Source organism: Chryseobacterium sp. (assembly GCF_022712095.1).
Lineage (GTDB): Bacteria > Bacteroidota > Bacteroidia > Flavobacteriales > Weeksellaceae > Chryseobacterium.
The window spans coordinates 1-14410 of the sequence record NZ_JALAHD010000082.1 but is presented as its reverse complement, the minus strand read 5'-3'; the positions used below and the strand labels follow the sequence as shown (position 1 = coordinate 14410).

Sequence of the window (14410 nt, the reverse complement as noted above, 5' to 3'; positions counted from 1 at the left end):
TTAAAATATAATCTTTTTACAATTTTTGAGATGTCCGGTAGAAATAATACTTAATTATGACAAAATAGTATTGATATTGGGTGCCCTCAAAAATTAGATTTGCTACCAATGTAAACTATATGTTAACTCTAATTTAAGAATTACTTCTTTCTATTATTGACCATGAGAAAAAAATACAACTTATTATTTGACCCTTCTCAGAATAAAGCGGCATTGTTTTTTGCATTTGCTTTTTTGCCGATCGGGTTGATAAATGCTCAAAGTAAACGTAGTGATACTTTGAAAGAGAAAACAATTGATGAGGTCGTTGTGATAGGGTACGGTACTCAGAAGAGAACGGATCTGAATTCAGCTGTTTCATCAATTAAATCTAAAGATTTACAGGATATTAAGCAGGTTTCCGTTGATCAGATGATTCAGGGAAAGCTTGCCGGGGTAACTGTTTCCAGTAATAGTGGGCAGCCTGGTTCTGCCGTGTCGATAAGGGTAAGGGGAACAACTTCTCTTAACGGTACGAATGAACCTTTATATGTGATCGACGGAGTTCCTGTTTCGGGAGATGCTACCGGGCGTTCCACTTCAGGGAGACCGATAGCGGGAAGTGACCTTTCTTCTACAGGAGGTGCAGGAAGTGTTGCCGTTTCTCCCATATCTTTTTTGAACCCTAATGATATTGAGTCTATTGATGTTTTAAAAGACGCTTCGGCAACGGCTATTTATGGTTCCAGAGGGGCGAATGGTGTTATCATTGTGACTACGAAATCAGGAAAAAGAGGTGTAGGAAAAATAAGTTATGAAGGCTTTACCTCCATTGCCAGCAATTACAAATATCTTGATGTTCTTAATTTACAGCAATATGCCCAGCTGCAGAATGCAATGGCTCCCGTATTTGGGACACAGGTAAGAGCTGAATTTGCACATCCTGAGTTATTAGGAGAAGGAACGGACTGGCAGAGAACAATCTACAGAACAGCAGTTTCACAGAGCCATCAGCTATCATTGTCGGGAGGAAAGGAAGACACCAATTATTATTTGTCTACAGGGTTTCTCGATCAGCAGGGAACTATTATTAATACGGGATTGAAACGTTATACGTTCAGGTTGAATGTTAATACAAAAGTGAAATCCTGGCTTAAAGCGGGAGCTAATATTTCTGCAGGAATCTCGAATGAAAATTATACCATTAACCAGAGTTATGGAGGACTGATTTCAAACACATTGCTCCAGGCGCCTGACCTTCCTGTTTACAATGCCGACGGATCCTATGCATCACCACCCGCAGGGCAGAATGTTAACTATTTCAACCCCGTGGCGGAGGCTTTGAGCAAAGTAAATAAACTTATCAGAAAGAATTTCCTGGGAAATATTTATGCAGAAGCTGACTTATTCAAAGGATTGAAGTATCGTTTGGAACTGTCTGCCAATACTGAATTTGCAGAAAATACAGAGTTCTGGCCTCAATATAATCGAGGTTCTCAATCTAATGATACAGCAGATTTATGGCTTAGGGATAATGACTGGTATTCTACCAATATCAAGAATTTGCTGACCTATGACAAAACATTTGGAAGTCATAAACTAACTGTACTCGTGGGACATGAAGCTTTAGATAATCACTGGAAAGGGATGACTGGAGAAGGACATGGGTTCAAATCTAATGACATTTATACGCTGAGTATGGCAGATGAAACCAAAGCCACGAGCTATAAAGGAAGTGCTTCTATGAACTCCTATTTTGCACGTTTGATCTATGATTTTGATAACAGATACAGCGTGACAGCGACAATCAGAAGAGATCAGTCTTCGAAATTTGATCCGCAAGGAAACGGTGGTAAGAATCAGATAGGTTATTTCCCAGGTGTATCAGCATCATGGAGAGTAACTAAGGAAAAATTCATGGAATGGATTCCTTCCCGTATTGTTAGTAATTTAAAATTCCGTGCCGGGTATGGAGAAACTGGAAATCAGCAGATTCCTAATAATCTTTATTCTTCCCAGTTAACAATATACAATACACCGGCTTATCTCAATAATCCGGATCTGAAATGGGAAACGATGAAGCAAACCAATTTAGGAGCGGATCTGACTTTATTTAAAAGACTGAATATGAACTTCGATTGGTTTGATAAAAAATCTTCGGACTTTTTATTTAAGTTACCGTTACCGGATTATCTGACGGGAGGTTATTCTCAATACGGAGGAATAGAAGCTCCTTATTCTAATATCGGAGATATGAGGAACAGGGGGATTGAAATCACAGCCTCTTATGAAACCAAAGGGGAGAATTTTACATGGAGCAGTAATTTAGTATTTACAAAATATAAAAACCAATTATTAAGTTTGGCCAGCGGAATGTCTAACCTGACGGAATATGTGAATATCAATGGTTACCAGCCAATGGTAGCAACAAATACATTGATCGGACAGCCGATAGGAACATTCTGGGGATTAAAATATGACGGACTGTACAGAACAGCTGCGGATCTGGCTAATGCTCCAACAGTATATGGAGATGCACCTCAATTAGGAGATGTAAGATATGTAGATATCAACGGGGATGGAAAAATTGATGATCTGGATAAGGCCGTAATAGGAAATCCACATCCTGATTTTACTTTTGGGTTTACCAATACTTTCAGATATAAAAGCCTTGATCTTTCTATTTTTATTCAGGGATCGGTAGGAAATGATATTCTAAATCTTACAAAAAGAAACGGAACCCAGAATGCAATGATGTACCAGAACCAATTGGTAGATGCTTTGGATTACTGGAGTCCTGAGAATACTTCTGCAAGCCAGCCGAGATTGATTAACAGTATATCACATCCCAATATCATGATCTCAGATCGATATGTGGAAAAAGGAGATTATCTGAGAGTTCAGAATATTACCTTAGGATATACTTTGCCATCAGACTTTGCGTCGAGGATTAATCTGTCAAGATTCAGGATTTATGTGACGGCTCAGAATCTGTTTACCATTACCAATTATTCAGGTTACGATCCTGAAATTGGCTCATTCAATCAGAATGTATTGCTGACCGGTGTGGATAACGGAAGATATCCTACTCCAAGGACTTTTATTTTTGGTGTCAACTTAGACTTTTAATTACTGATAAATATGAAAACCTTATATCATTTAAACTTTAGAAAACTGTTTATTGCGGCATTTGCATTGGGTTCAATGCTTTCATGCAGTAATGAATTTACCGACAGAGCTTCAGAAGATTCCATCAGTGCTGATAATTATTATCAGAATGATGAACAGGTGAGAACAGCTACGGATGCTTTATATTACAAGACATGGTTTCAGTTTAATAATAAATTTTTCTATGCCATTGCAGAGGTAGGCTCAGGAAATATGTATACCAATTCTTCAGATGTGAATGCCATGAGAAATTTCGGAATAACATCTGCTGATCCTGAAATGTTAGCCGGCTGGCAGGCTTTATGGGCAAATGTCGCTCAGGCTAATTATCTGATCAACAATCTTCAGACCAAGGCGAGTTCTTCTGTAAGTCAGTCTGTGATTGATAACGCATTAGGAGAAGCCTACTTTATGAGAGCTACAGCTTATTTTTATCTGGTTAGACTTTGGGGACCTGTTCCTATTATTCAGAATAATCTGGTGCATGTTACCGATCCACAGCTTAATACTAATTATATTGAAGATGTGTATGAATTGATCAGAAGGGATTATAACAGTGCTATTGGTTTATTGGAAACTAAAGTAAGAGGAGCAGCCTATGCAAGTAATGCCAGGGTATCTAAAGGTTCCGCAAAAGCCATGCTTGCAAAAGTATATCTGTATAATAAGAACTATGCAATGGCCAAACAGCTAGCAGAAGAAGTGATTAATAGCGGGGAATTCAAATTATTGGGTGGAACCTCTTCCTATTCTTTAAGTGGAAAATCTTTTGCTGACCTTTTTAAATATGCCAATAACAATAATGAAGAATCCATCTTTGCTCTGCAGTGGAAAACAGATGCAAACTACGGTTCCGCCAATAACTGTAATACTCAGTTTGGAATCAGTAATGGAACAATCTCGACATCCAATGCTTCTTATGGAGGTGTTTTTGCTCCGTCTCAGGATATTTTAACACTTTATGAAAATAGTGATGTAAGAAAAAACGAAACCATTATGTTCCCTGGGAATGTATATCCTGATATGAAAATTAAAAACGGACTTAATTTTCAGGTAGGCTTTACTGTTCCTGCAGCAGATCAAATCGGTGGTCAGGGTGCCGGGGCAGCTATTAAAAAATATTGTATAGGAATTGTAAACGGTAATGAGACAGGACCAATGGATGCCTGGGCTATGATGGATAACAATACGTATATCATGAGATATGCAGATTTGCTTTTAATTCATGCAGAAGCTGTAATGGGAGGAGCTGCTTCAACATCTGATGCTTCGGCTTTAAAATCTTATAATGCTGTGAGAAACAGAGCCGGGTTATCGAATGTAATGTCATTTACTTTTGATGATTTATTTAAAGAAAGAAGAAGAGAGCTTGCCTTTGAAGGAGATTTCTGGTTTGATCTCGGAAGAATAGACAGAAGTAAGGCAATCGCAATTATGGCAGCTCAGAACAGAGGAAGTATGTTTAGTGCTGAATATTATACTCCGGATAATAACGACTTTACTTTACCTTATCCGGCAAATGACGTAGCTAAAAACCCTAAACTTTTACAGGCTCCTGTAGCGTATCAATTTTAAAAACTAAGAACATGAAAAAGTTTATATTGGCCTATTTTAAAATAGTTGCTTTAGTATTTTTTGCATTATCCCAGTTTTCATGTAACGATGACGATGATAACCTTTATGCAGGGACTCCCGAAATTGATATGGTCTCGGCATCAGTAGATGAAAACGGACAGGCTGTAAATCCATTGGTAAGTACCCATATGGGATATGCTAACAATACCTATATTATTAAAGGACGGGGATTTGCTTCATTGAAACACGTCTACTTTAATGAACATGAATCTTACTTTAATCCTAATTTAGTTACTGACAATACAATCATTGTAACCGTAGATATCAATACTCCTTATGTTAACGGGAATAATAAACTGAAACTGGTTACCAATGCAGGAAGTGCAGAATACGATTTTGTAATTGCTCCGCCGGCTCCGATATTCAGAGGATTTCAGCCAGTGAATGCTGCTGATGGAGACACGATTACGATTAAAGGAAATTATTTTGTGGACCCTGCTGTAAAAGTGGGAGATATGGATGCGCAGATCATTTCTTATACGCTTACAGAAATTAAAGTGAAACTGCCTGCTGGCTCTCAAAATAAGAAGGTAACGGTAAGTACTTTATCCGGAAATAATACGTGGAATACAGCAGTAGGGACTGCTATCTATGATGATGCCTTTTATTCGCCTTGGGATATGGAATCTTGGAATAACCATGAATATATAACCGATCCTGATAATGCATTCCAGGGAAATGTATTCATCAAAAAACAAATGGATGGTTGGGGTAATCTTCAAAGTAACTGGAATTCCGATTCCAATGCAGTTACCAAATATACAGGAATTAAGTTTGCAGTGCGCTCAGACGGTCCCGGAAAATTAATCTTTGTATTCAATAGTCAGTTCTGGGGAGATGCTTCAAAAGCATTTACAACATCAGATGATTGGGTAGAAGTTAAGTATAAATGGAGTGAACTGGGAAATCCTACGGCGGTTCAGTTCCTTGGATTCCAGGAATTTTCCGGAGCACAGACTACCTATTACTTTGATAACTTTACTTATACGACAGACTAGGCATTAATTTCGCATTCATATCAAATAGTTTTTACAAAACCGGATTTCCCATAATCCGGTTTAATATATAAAAGCTATAGATTAAGAAAAGAAAACACTAAGTAAAACAGCAACTTAATAAATCCGTTTCAGAAGGGAGTCTCTTTGCCCTTAAAAATTATAAAATTCAATTTTTTTCTTTGTGTTAAAAAACATTCAGCAGGTCACGTTTTTACTCACTGTCTAATAATTAAAAACCAAAAAAAATGAGAAGAATACTTTCGTTTATAAAGGGAATTTTCACTTAGATAAAGATCCTTCTTCGGTAAAGGTTGTTTATTATTATAAGAAACTGGGAGAAGAATCTGTTATTTTTATTAATGGTAAAAAGGTAAGTCCATCGGGTAGAAGATTCTCAGAGATATATTTTAGAAGCTTCTTTATTGAAAAAAGGAAATAATATCATTTATATTGCTGCCAGCCCTCAAATGAAGAAGAATTCCTGGGATGAATTAAATAAAGACCCAGGACTTATACAGATTATGGAAAAATCAGCATCCTGGAAGCGAAAGCTGTTTAACGGATATGCACAGATTATTATCCAGAATGATGGGTCGGGAGAGAATGTCGTTGTGGAAGCATTTTCGGATCATTTAGAACCCGGAAAACTTATGATAAAAAAGAAAAAGGATAAATTATAAAAAAGCTGCTTTATAAAGCAGCTTTTTTATTGAATATTGTATAAATCTTAGTGATTGTCATACTTTTTATCCATTACAAAAGTCTCCATGAATTTTGTAGTGTAATTTCCTGATAGGTAATCTTCATCATCCATCAGTTGTCTGTGGAATGGGATTGTGGTTTTTACCCCTTCAATATAGAACTCTTCCAAAGCACGTCTCATTTTTGCAATAGCCTCATCACGCGTCTGAGCGGTAGTAATCAGCTTGGCAATCATAGAGTCATAGTTGGAAGGAATGGAATATCCGGAATAAACGTGAGTATCTACTCTTACTCCGTGTCCCCCAGGAATGTTTAATCCTGTGATTTTTCCCGGAGAAGGTCTAAAGTCGTTATATGGATCTTCAGCATTGATTCTGCACTCTATTGAATGTAATTTAGGATAATAATTGATTCCTGAGATTGGAGTTCCGGCTGCAAGAAGAATCTGCTCTCTGATAAGGTCATAATCAATAACCTGCTCAGTGATCGGGTGCTCTACCTGAATTCTGGTATTCATTTCCATGAAATAGAAATTTCTATGCTTGTCTACAAGGAATTCGATAGTTCCTACTCCTTCGTATCCGATAAATTCTGCAGCTTTTACTGCTGCTGCTCCCATTTTATCACGAAGCTCATCTGTCATGAACGGAGAAGGAGTTTCTTCAGTAAGCTTTTGATTTCTTCTTTGTACTGAGCAATCTCTTTCTGAAAGGTGACATGCTTTTCCAAACTGGTCACCTGCCACCTGAATTTCGATATGTCTTGGCTCTTCAATCAGTTTTTCCATATACATACCTCCGTTTCCGAATGCAGCAACTGCTTCCTGAATCGCAGATTCCCAATGTTCCTTAAGATCTTCTGCTTTCCAAACCGCTCTCATTCCTTTACCACCACCTCCGGCAGTCGCTTTGATCATTACAGGATATCCTGTTTCTTCAGCGACTTTTACTGCATGTTCATAAGATTCGATTAATCCGTCAGAACCAGGTACACATGGTACGCCTGCTGCTTTCATGGTTGCTTTAGCGTTTGCCTTATCTCCCATTTTTTCAATTTGCTCAGGACTGGCACCAATGAATTTGATTCCGTTTTTCTGGCAGATTCTTGAGAAATTGGCATTTTCAGATAGGAATCCATATCCCGGATGTATAGCATCAGCATTGGTAATTTCTGCTGCGGCAATAATATTTGGAATTTTAAGATAGGAGTCTTTACTCATTGCGGGACCTATACAAACTGCTTCATCAGCAAATCTTACATGAAGACTGTCTTTGTCCGCGGTAGAATAAACCGCTACAGTTTTGATTCCCATTTCTTTGCAAGTACGAAGGATACGCATTGCAATTTCGCCACGATTGGCTATTAATATTTTTTTGAACATCTCTCCGAAATTTTAAATTTTAATTTTAAATTATTTTAAACGAATCAATTTCATTTAAAATTTATAATCTTTCATCTAAAATTCCTTAAGATGGATCTACTAAGAATAAAGGTTGATCATATTCTACAGGGGTAGCATCATCTACTAATATCTTAACGATTTTTCCGCTTACCTCAGATTCGATTTGGTTAAATAATTTCATTGCTTCGATTACACAAACCACTTTTCCGTTAGAAACTTCATCTCCTACGTTTACAAAAACATCTTTATCAGGAGACGGTTTTCTGTAGAAAGTACCAATCATAGGGGACTTAATGGTCACATATTTACTGTCATCAGAAGCCGCTTCAGCTTTTTCTGCTGCCGCAGGTGCTGCAGCCTGAGCAGGTGCAGGAGCTGCTACCTGTTGAGGAGCTGAATGATAAACTGTAGGTTGGGCATAGCTTACCTCGCTTCCTGCTAATGGAGTTTTAATAGTGATTTCGAAATCTTTAGTTTTGTATTTTACCTCTGATACCTCAGCTTTAGATACAAACTTAATAAGATTCTGTATGTCTTTAATGTCCATAAATTTGATATTTGATTATTGGTCCAAAGATACCAAAAAATCGTAAAAAACAACAAAAAACAGCCCAATTTTATCAAAATTGGGCTGTTTTTGTATTAAAAACGAGTCTTTTTTAAGAAAAAGTACTCTTAGTTTTCTTCAGTAGTTTCCACTGTTTTTTCCAATACTACTTTACCTCTGTAGTAAAGTTTTCCTTCATGCCAGTGCGCTCTGTGATAAAGGTGTAATTCACCTGTAGTTGCATCTTTAGCTAATTGAGGAACTACAGCTTTGTAGTGAGTTCTTCTCTTATCTCTTCTTGTAGACGACTGTCTTCTCTTTGGATGTGCCATTTCTAATAACTTTTTTAATTGATGAGCGATGAGATTCACCATCTCATCATTAAATTATCTTAATTTTTATCTTTTAACTTTTTTAAAGCATCCCATCTTGGATCACTTTCGTGTTGTTCCTCTTCGGTTTCTTCAATATCTTTAGGGCTGAACTTATCCAGGATTTCCAGATCTTCATCACTTACATTCGGTGATATTTTTTTCATGGGAATGGAAAGAATTACATTTTCGTAGATCAATTGTGCTGTATTAAAAGCATGATCTCCCGAAGGAATGGTGATTACTTCTTCATCAGAATCATCATATTCTTCTCCAAACTTTACTAAAACCCTGATCTGGTTTTCTATAGGATGATCGAAATTTTCGTTTGTGATATCACAAATAAGTTCAATCAAACCGCTTGTTTTTATTTCAAATTCTAAAAATGTAGTATGTTTATCCAATAAAACATCTACAGAAATTCTAGGATTTGTAAACTCCTGTTCAGTATCAAATAATTGAAAGAACGCCTTATCTATCTCAAACCTGAACTCATGTTTTCCGTTTTTTAATCCGGAAAAACTTATATCGTAGTTTCTTAGCTTGTCCATAAAATGAGTGTGCAAAAATATGCATTTTTTTTATAATTACAAATAAAATTTCCAATAAATAACTGAAAAATTTGTTTTAAAGATTTAAGACTCAGTTTCCTCCGGAAGATCTTCATCCACTCCGTTATCTATAGCTATTTTTCTTGGTTGCAAGCGGTTGCTCATAAGTTCATTATATTCACTCCTGTTTTTGAAAATTTTAATGGCAGTGAAGATGGCTTCCGTAAAGCTTTGTTCATCTGCAACATTTTTTCCTGCAATATCATATGCTACACCATGATCAGGAGATGTTCTTATAAAAGGAAGTCCGGCAGTATAGTTCACTCCTTCTTCGTAGGCTAATGTTTTGAAGGGAGCAAGGCCCTGATCGTGGTACATGGCTAAAACAGCATCAAAACTTGAATATTTATTAGGCTGGAAGAAACTGTCGGCAGGAAAAGGTCCGAAAGCTAAAATTCCATTATCAGAAAGCTCTTTAATGGCAGGCTCTATAATTTCGATTTCTTCATTACCGATTACCCCTCCGTCACCTGAGTGAGGATTCAGCCCCAGAACTGCAATTTTAGGTTTCTGAATACAGAAATCTTCTATCAGACATTGATTAAGAAGCTTAATTTGTTTTTTTATTTTTTCCTTTGAAATATTTTCAGCTACTTTGGAAATAGGAATATGATGTGTGGAAACAGCAACTTTTAGACTTTCTGTTACCAAAAACATCAACCCTTTCTTATTGAATTTTTCTTCAAAGTATCCGGTATGCCCGGCATGTTTGAATCCCATTTTTACCATTTCATCTTTGTTGATAGGTGCGGTTACCAAAACATCAATATCACCTTTCATCAGAGCTTCGGTAGCAGCTTCTAAAGAATCGATAGCCATTTTAGTGGACTCTTCCGTGGGAGTTCCCAATTCTACATTTACATTATCTTTCACAAGGTTAACCATATTCAGCTTTCCGTTCTGGGCTTGTGAAGCTTCCGTAATATAATTAAAATTCAGATTCAGCTTAAAAATGTTCTTCTGATAAGTGAATAATTTTCCCGATCCAAAAATGACCGGTGTAAAAAAATCAGTCATAGCTTTGTCTTTCAGAGATTTCATGATGATTTCAGGTCCGATGCCATTAAAATCACCAATTGAAATTCCTACTCGTACTTTGTGGTTTTTTGGACTCATTTTGATTATCTTTGAAGATTAGAATTTACAAATTTAACAAAAAATAATATGTTTACAGGAATTATTGAGGCGGTAGGCATTGTTGAAAAAATAGAAAGGAAAGGAAGTAATATAGATTTTACTTTGAGCGGTCCTTTTACCAACGAATTAAAGATAGATCAAAGTCTTGCTCACAACGGCTGTTGTTTAACGGTTGTGAAGACTGAAGGTCATCAGTATACGGTAACTGCCATTAATGAAACCCTTGAAAAAACCAATTTAGGGAAATGGGAAGAGGGAACTGTAGTGAATCTGGAAAGATGTATGAAAATGGATGGAAGACTGGACGGACATATTGTTCAGGGACATGTTGACAGAACCGGTGAGGTAGTGGGAATAGAGAATAAAGACGGTAGCTATATTGTAACTGTTAAATATAATGCAGACGGAGGTTTCGTAACGGTTCCTCAGGGATCTATTACTGTAAACGGAATCAGTTTGACAGTAGCGAAAAGTGAAGATGCTCAGTTTTCTGTAGCTCTTATTCCTTATACCTGGGAATTTACAAATATGAAGCATCTCCAGCCTGGTGATACAGTAAATCTGGAATTTGATATAATTGGTAAGTATATTGCTAGGTTAATTAAAAAACAGGATGTCATTTAAATACAGAGGATATAGTTTAAGGAATCGTTTCTTTTTAGGTTTTTTATTAGTTTGTATCTTAAGTGTTGCAGCATCATCTTTGGTTCCTTATTTTGTTTTGAGAAATAATTCCTTGAATCAGAGTAGGATAGATATGCAGGATAAAACAAATGCCGTAATGGGATATTTGGATTATGCAGTGAGCCGGTCCTATGTTGACACCAAAGATTTACCTGAAGTTTTAGCTAATAAAATACTTGAAATTGCAGATATCAACCAGCATGATATTGTAATTTATGATCTTAAAGGGAATTATCTGCTGTCCAATAAAGATGAAAGTCTTATTGAGCAGAAACGTGTTCCTGTAAATGTAGTAAACAGAATTCTTTCTACTGATACCAGAATTGATATCCGTGGGTACGACCAGGCAAAAGATGCCGTGTTTACTTCGTCTTATCTGGTGTTGAAGAATAACGTACTGGAGCCTATTGGAATTGTTTACATTCCTTTATACCACAATGAATCTGCTTATTTTGAAGTTCTTCATAAATATGTTAAATATATATTATTAGTAGATATATTTCTTATCCTTTTCAGTATATGGCTTAGCTGGATTACTTCTAATAATTTGGCAAAAACCATTACTAAATTTTCTGATATGATTACCCGTATTACATTGTTTGAAAATGAAATGCGTCCTATCAGATATTATAAAAATGATGAATTGAATGCGTTGGCGAGAGCTTATAACAGGATGATTCTCCAGATTCAGGATCAGAAAGAGCGCCTGCGTTTTAAAGCATCGGAAGAAGCATGGCGTGAAATGGCGAAGCAGGTGGCTCACGAGGTTAAAAATCCTTTGACGCCTATGAAGCTCACCATTCAGAATTTTGAAAGAAAATTTGATCCTGAAGATCCGAATGTAAGGGATAAAGTAAAGCAAATGAGCAAAACGATGGTAGATCAGATCGATCTGATTGCAACTGTGGCATCAGCTTTCTCGGAATTTGCAAAGCTTCCTGAGAAAAATAATGAGGTTATTAATCTGAATACCGAGGTTGCGGATATCCTGCGTGTATTTAATGATGACAATATTTTTACCCATACGAATAAGGAGAATATCATGATCAGTATGGATAAGATCTATCTTTCAAGGATTATTACCAATTTGGTGACCAATGCTAAGCAGGCAAAAAGTGATGACAGAAAACTACTCATCAACGTGGATATTGAGCAGCACCAGAGAAGAGTAATGATATCGGTGCAGGATAACGGAATAGGAATTCCTGAAAACATGTATGAACGTATTTTTGAACCTAATTTCACTTCAAAAAGCAGTGGAATGGGGTTAGGCTTATCTATGGTGAGGAAAATGATCGAAGATTACAAAGGGGAAATATCCGTAAAATCCGAAGTGGGTAAAGGATCTACTTTTACAGTTACATTACCTGTTAATTTATAAGTGAAGCCTTTCAAATTTAAACAATTTAGTATTGAGCAGTCCAAAGATGTTTTTCGTGTAGGGACAGATGGAGTATTGCTTGGTGCTCTGGCTCATGTAGAAGGTGTTCAAAATGTGTTGGAAGTAGGAACGGGAACCGGGCTTATTTCATTAATGCTGGCTCAGAGAAACCCAGATGCCTCTTTTCTGGGGATAGATATTCAGGAGGAGGCAGTGGAACTTACCCGGACAAATTTTGAAAATTCTCCTTTCCGTTCACGACTATATAATCAGCATCAGGATTTTAAAGCTTTCCTGAGTGACCGTAAGTTTGATCTTATTGTATCTAATCCTCCTTATTTTGAAGAATCGGATTCTATTAAAGATAAAATAGCACGCCAGGTTGTTGAACTTAATTTTAAGCAGCTTATCAATAAAGCATCACAATTGCTTTCTGAAAAAGGTATTTTATCTGTCATCATTCCTTTTGAAGTTGGAATTGATTGGATTAAAATGACTAAGGAAGAAGGGATGAATGTGACTAGGAAAGTTAATATTAGAGGTATAGAAGGCTCAAAAGTAAAGAGGTTGATTCTTGAGTTTTCTTTTCTGGAAAGACCTTTGGAAGAAGCTGAATTTATCATAGAAAAAAGTCCGAGAAAATACTCGGACCAATATCTTGAGCTCACCAAGGAGTTTCATGTTTTTAAGTAATTTTAATTCTCTTATTCGAATAATTCCGCTGTATCTAATACAGAGACTCTGCCATCTTCACATCTGATGGCTTCTCCCGGGAAGTTTTGAATCATATGATAATCATGGGTTGCCATTACTACAGCAGCTTCATTTTCTAATGCCACCTGCTTCAGTAACGTCATGATCTCGTTTGAAGTTTCAGGGTCCAGATTTCCTGTTGGTTCATCCGCAAGAATAAGGTCTGGGTGATTTAGCAGTGCTCTGGCGATAGCAATACGTTGTTGCTCCCCTCCCGAAAGCTCGTGTGGCATTTTATGTTTTTTGCTTTTCATGTTTACACTGCTGAGTACTTCATTGATACGGTCTTCGATTTTTATATTTTCACTCCATCCGGTAGCTTCAAGTACGAATCTTAGATTTTTTTCAACAGTCCTGTCTGAAAGCAGCTGGAAATCCTGGAATACAATTCCTAATTTTCTCCTAAGGTTAGGGATTTCGGAAGTTCTTAATTTGGCAAGATCAAAACCTACCACTGTACCATGCCCGGCTGTTAAAGGAATATGTCCGTAAAGGGTTTTCAAAAGAGAACTTTTTCCTGAACCTGTTTTTCCTATAAGGTAGCAAAATTTACCTTTCTTTATATTAAGATTTACATCAGAAAGAACGGTGAAATTTTTTTGTGCAATTTTAGCATGTTGTAAATTGATAATACTATCTCCGGAGATACTTGTATGTGGCATAATTTGATTTTTTATGGACTATTCCGAGGAATAGTTTTCAGTCTTTAAAAATAGAAAAAAGAAGCTTAATCTGCCTTAATTTTGGCAAATTTTAACAACAAAAAATGCCTGAAAAACTTCTTTTCCAAGCATAATTTGTATATGATAATTCAGAAATTATCTCTTAGCGCGAGTTGCACTTACAGTTAATCTCTTTCTGCCTTTAGCTCTTCTTGCAGCCAAAACTCTTCTTCCATTTGGCGTAGACATTCTTTCTCTGAAACCATGTTTGTTTCTTCTCTTTCTTTCTGATGGCTGGAATGTTCTTTTACTCATTACTATATATTTAAATCGTAATTATCTATTAATTTTCAGAGTGCAAAGATATGGATTTTTTTATA

General features: G+C 36.5%; 14 protein-coding genes. 7 read left to right on the top strand and 7 right to left on the bottom strand.

Annotated features, from left to right (window positions below):
• Window positions 1-162 precede the first annotated feature (162 nt).
• The 4 genes from Q0A18_RS03830 to Q0A18_RS03815 all read left to right on the top strand — a co-directional run bounded on the left by Q0A18_RS03830 (window position 163) and on the right by Q0A18_RS03815 (window position 6460).
• The gene (locus tag Q0A18_RS03830) at window positions 163-3108 is read left to right on the top strand and encodes a TonB-dependent receptor (RefSeq protein WP_292008852.1); all 2946 of its coding nucleotides are present in this window, start codon (window positions 163-165) and stop codon (window positions 3106-3108) included.
• Window positions 3109-3120: 12 nt separating this feature from the next.
• The gene (locus tag Q0A18_RS03825) at window positions 3121-4722 is read left to right on the top strand and encodes a RagB/SusD family nutrient uptake outer membrane protein (RefSeq protein WP_292008851.1); all 1602 of its coding nucleotides are present in this window, start codon (window positions 3121-3123) and stop codon (window positions 4720-4722) included.
• Window positions 4723-4733: 11 nt separating this feature from the next.
• On the top strand, window positions 4734-5780 hold the full coding sequence (locus Q0A18_RS03820; protein WP_292008850.1) for an IPT/TIG domain-containing protein: 1047 nt from the start codon (window positions 4734-4736) through the stop codon (window positions 5778-5780).
• A 422-nt stretch (window positions 5781-6202) separates the two neighbouring features.
• Window positions 6203-6460, top strand: a complete 258-nt coding sequence (locus Q0A18_RS03815) for a hypothetical protein (RefSeq protein WP_292008849.1) — start codon at window positions 6203-6205, stop codon at window positions 6458-6460.
• A 47-nt stretch (window positions 6461-6507) separates the two neighbouring features.
• On the opposite strand, the gene accC is transcribed toward Q0A18_RS03815, so the two are convergent.
• The 5 genes from accC to pdxA all read right to left on the bottom strand — a co-directional run bounded on the left by accC (window position 6508) and on the right by pdxA (window position 10529).
• Window positions 6508-7863: an acetyl-CoA carboxylase biotin carboxylase subunit gene (gene accC / locus Q0A18_RS03810; protein ID WP_292008848.1), complete on the bottom strand. Its 1356-nt coding sequence runs from the start codon at window positions 7861-7863 to the stop codon at window positions 6508-6510.
• An 85-nt stretch (window positions 7864-7948) separates the two neighbouring features.
• The gene (gene accB, locus Q0A18_RS03805) at window positions 7949-8431 is read right to left on the bottom strand and encodes an acetyl-CoA carboxylase biotin carboxyl carrier protein (RefSeq protein WP_292008847.1); all 483 of its coding nucleotides are present in this window, start codon (window positions 8429-8431) and stop codon (window positions 7949-7951) included.
• Window positions 8432-8559: 128 nt separating this feature from the next.
• Window positions 8560-8763, bottom strand: coding sequence for a 50S ribosomal protein L32 (gene rpmF / locus Q0A18_RS03800; protein WP_034681046.1), 204 nt, complete (start codon window positions 8761-8763; stop codon window positions 8560-8562).
• 59 nt (window positions 8764-8822) lie between these two features.
• Window positions 8823-9353, bottom strand: a complete 531-nt coding sequence (locus Q0A18_RS03795; protein ID WP_292008846.1) for a DUF177 domain-containing protein — start codon at window positions 9351-9353, stop codon at window positions 8823-8825.
• An 84-nt stretch (window positions 9354-9437) separates the two neighbouring features.
• Entirely contained in the window at window positions 9438-10529 is a 1092-nt protein-coding gene (gene pdxA / locus Q0A18_RS03790; protein WP_292008845.1) for a 4-hydroxythreonine-4-phosphate dehydrogenase PdxA, read from the bottom strand.
• A 48-nt stretch (window positions 10530-10577) separates the two neighbouring features.
• Between pdxA and Q0A18_RS03785 the strand changes: the two genes are divergently transcribed.
• Genes Q0A18_RS03785 through Q0A18_RS03775 form a run of 3 tightly spaced genes read left to right on the top strand, consistent with a single transcriptional unit; the run spans window position 10578 to window position 13308 of the window.
• Window positions 10578-11174, top strand: a complete 597-nt coding sequence (locus Q0A18_RS03785; protein ID WP_292008844.1) for a riboflavin synthase — start codon at window positions 10578-10580, stop codon at window positions 11172-11174.
• Complete coding sequence (locus Q0A18_RS03780) at window positions 11164-12615, top strand: HAMP domain-containing sensor histidine kinase (RefSeq protein WP_292008843.1); 1452 nt, start codon at window positions 11164-11166, stop codon at window positions 12613-12615. The genes Q0A18_RS03785 and Q0A18_RS03780 overlap by 11 nt, the downstream gene beginning before the upstream one ends.
• The gene (locus Q0A18_RS03775) at window positions 12616-13308 is read left to right on the top strand and encodes a methyltransferase (protein ID WP_292008842.1); all 693 of its coding nucleotides are present in this window, start codon (window positions 12616-12618) and stop codon (window positions 13306-13308) included. It begins immediately after the preceding gene.
• A gap of 11 nt (window positions 13309-13319) precedes the next feature.
• Here Q0A18_RS03775 and Q0A18_RS03770 read toward each other — a convergent pair whose 3' ends face one another.
• Window positions 13320-14030: an ATP-binding cassette domain-containing protein gene (locus Q0A18_RS03770; protein WP_292008841.1), complete on the bottom strand. Its 711-nt coding sequence runs from the start codon at window positions 14028-14030 to the stop codon at window positions 13320-13322.
• 156 nt (window positions 14031-14186) lie between these two features.
• On the bottom strand, window positions 14187-14345 hold the full coding sequence (gene rpmH, locus Q0A18_RS03765) for a 50S ribosomal protein L34 (protein WP_292008840.1): 159 nt from the start codon (window positions 14343-14345) through the stop codon (window positions 14187-14189).
• Window positions 14346-14410 lie beyond the last annotated feature (65 nt).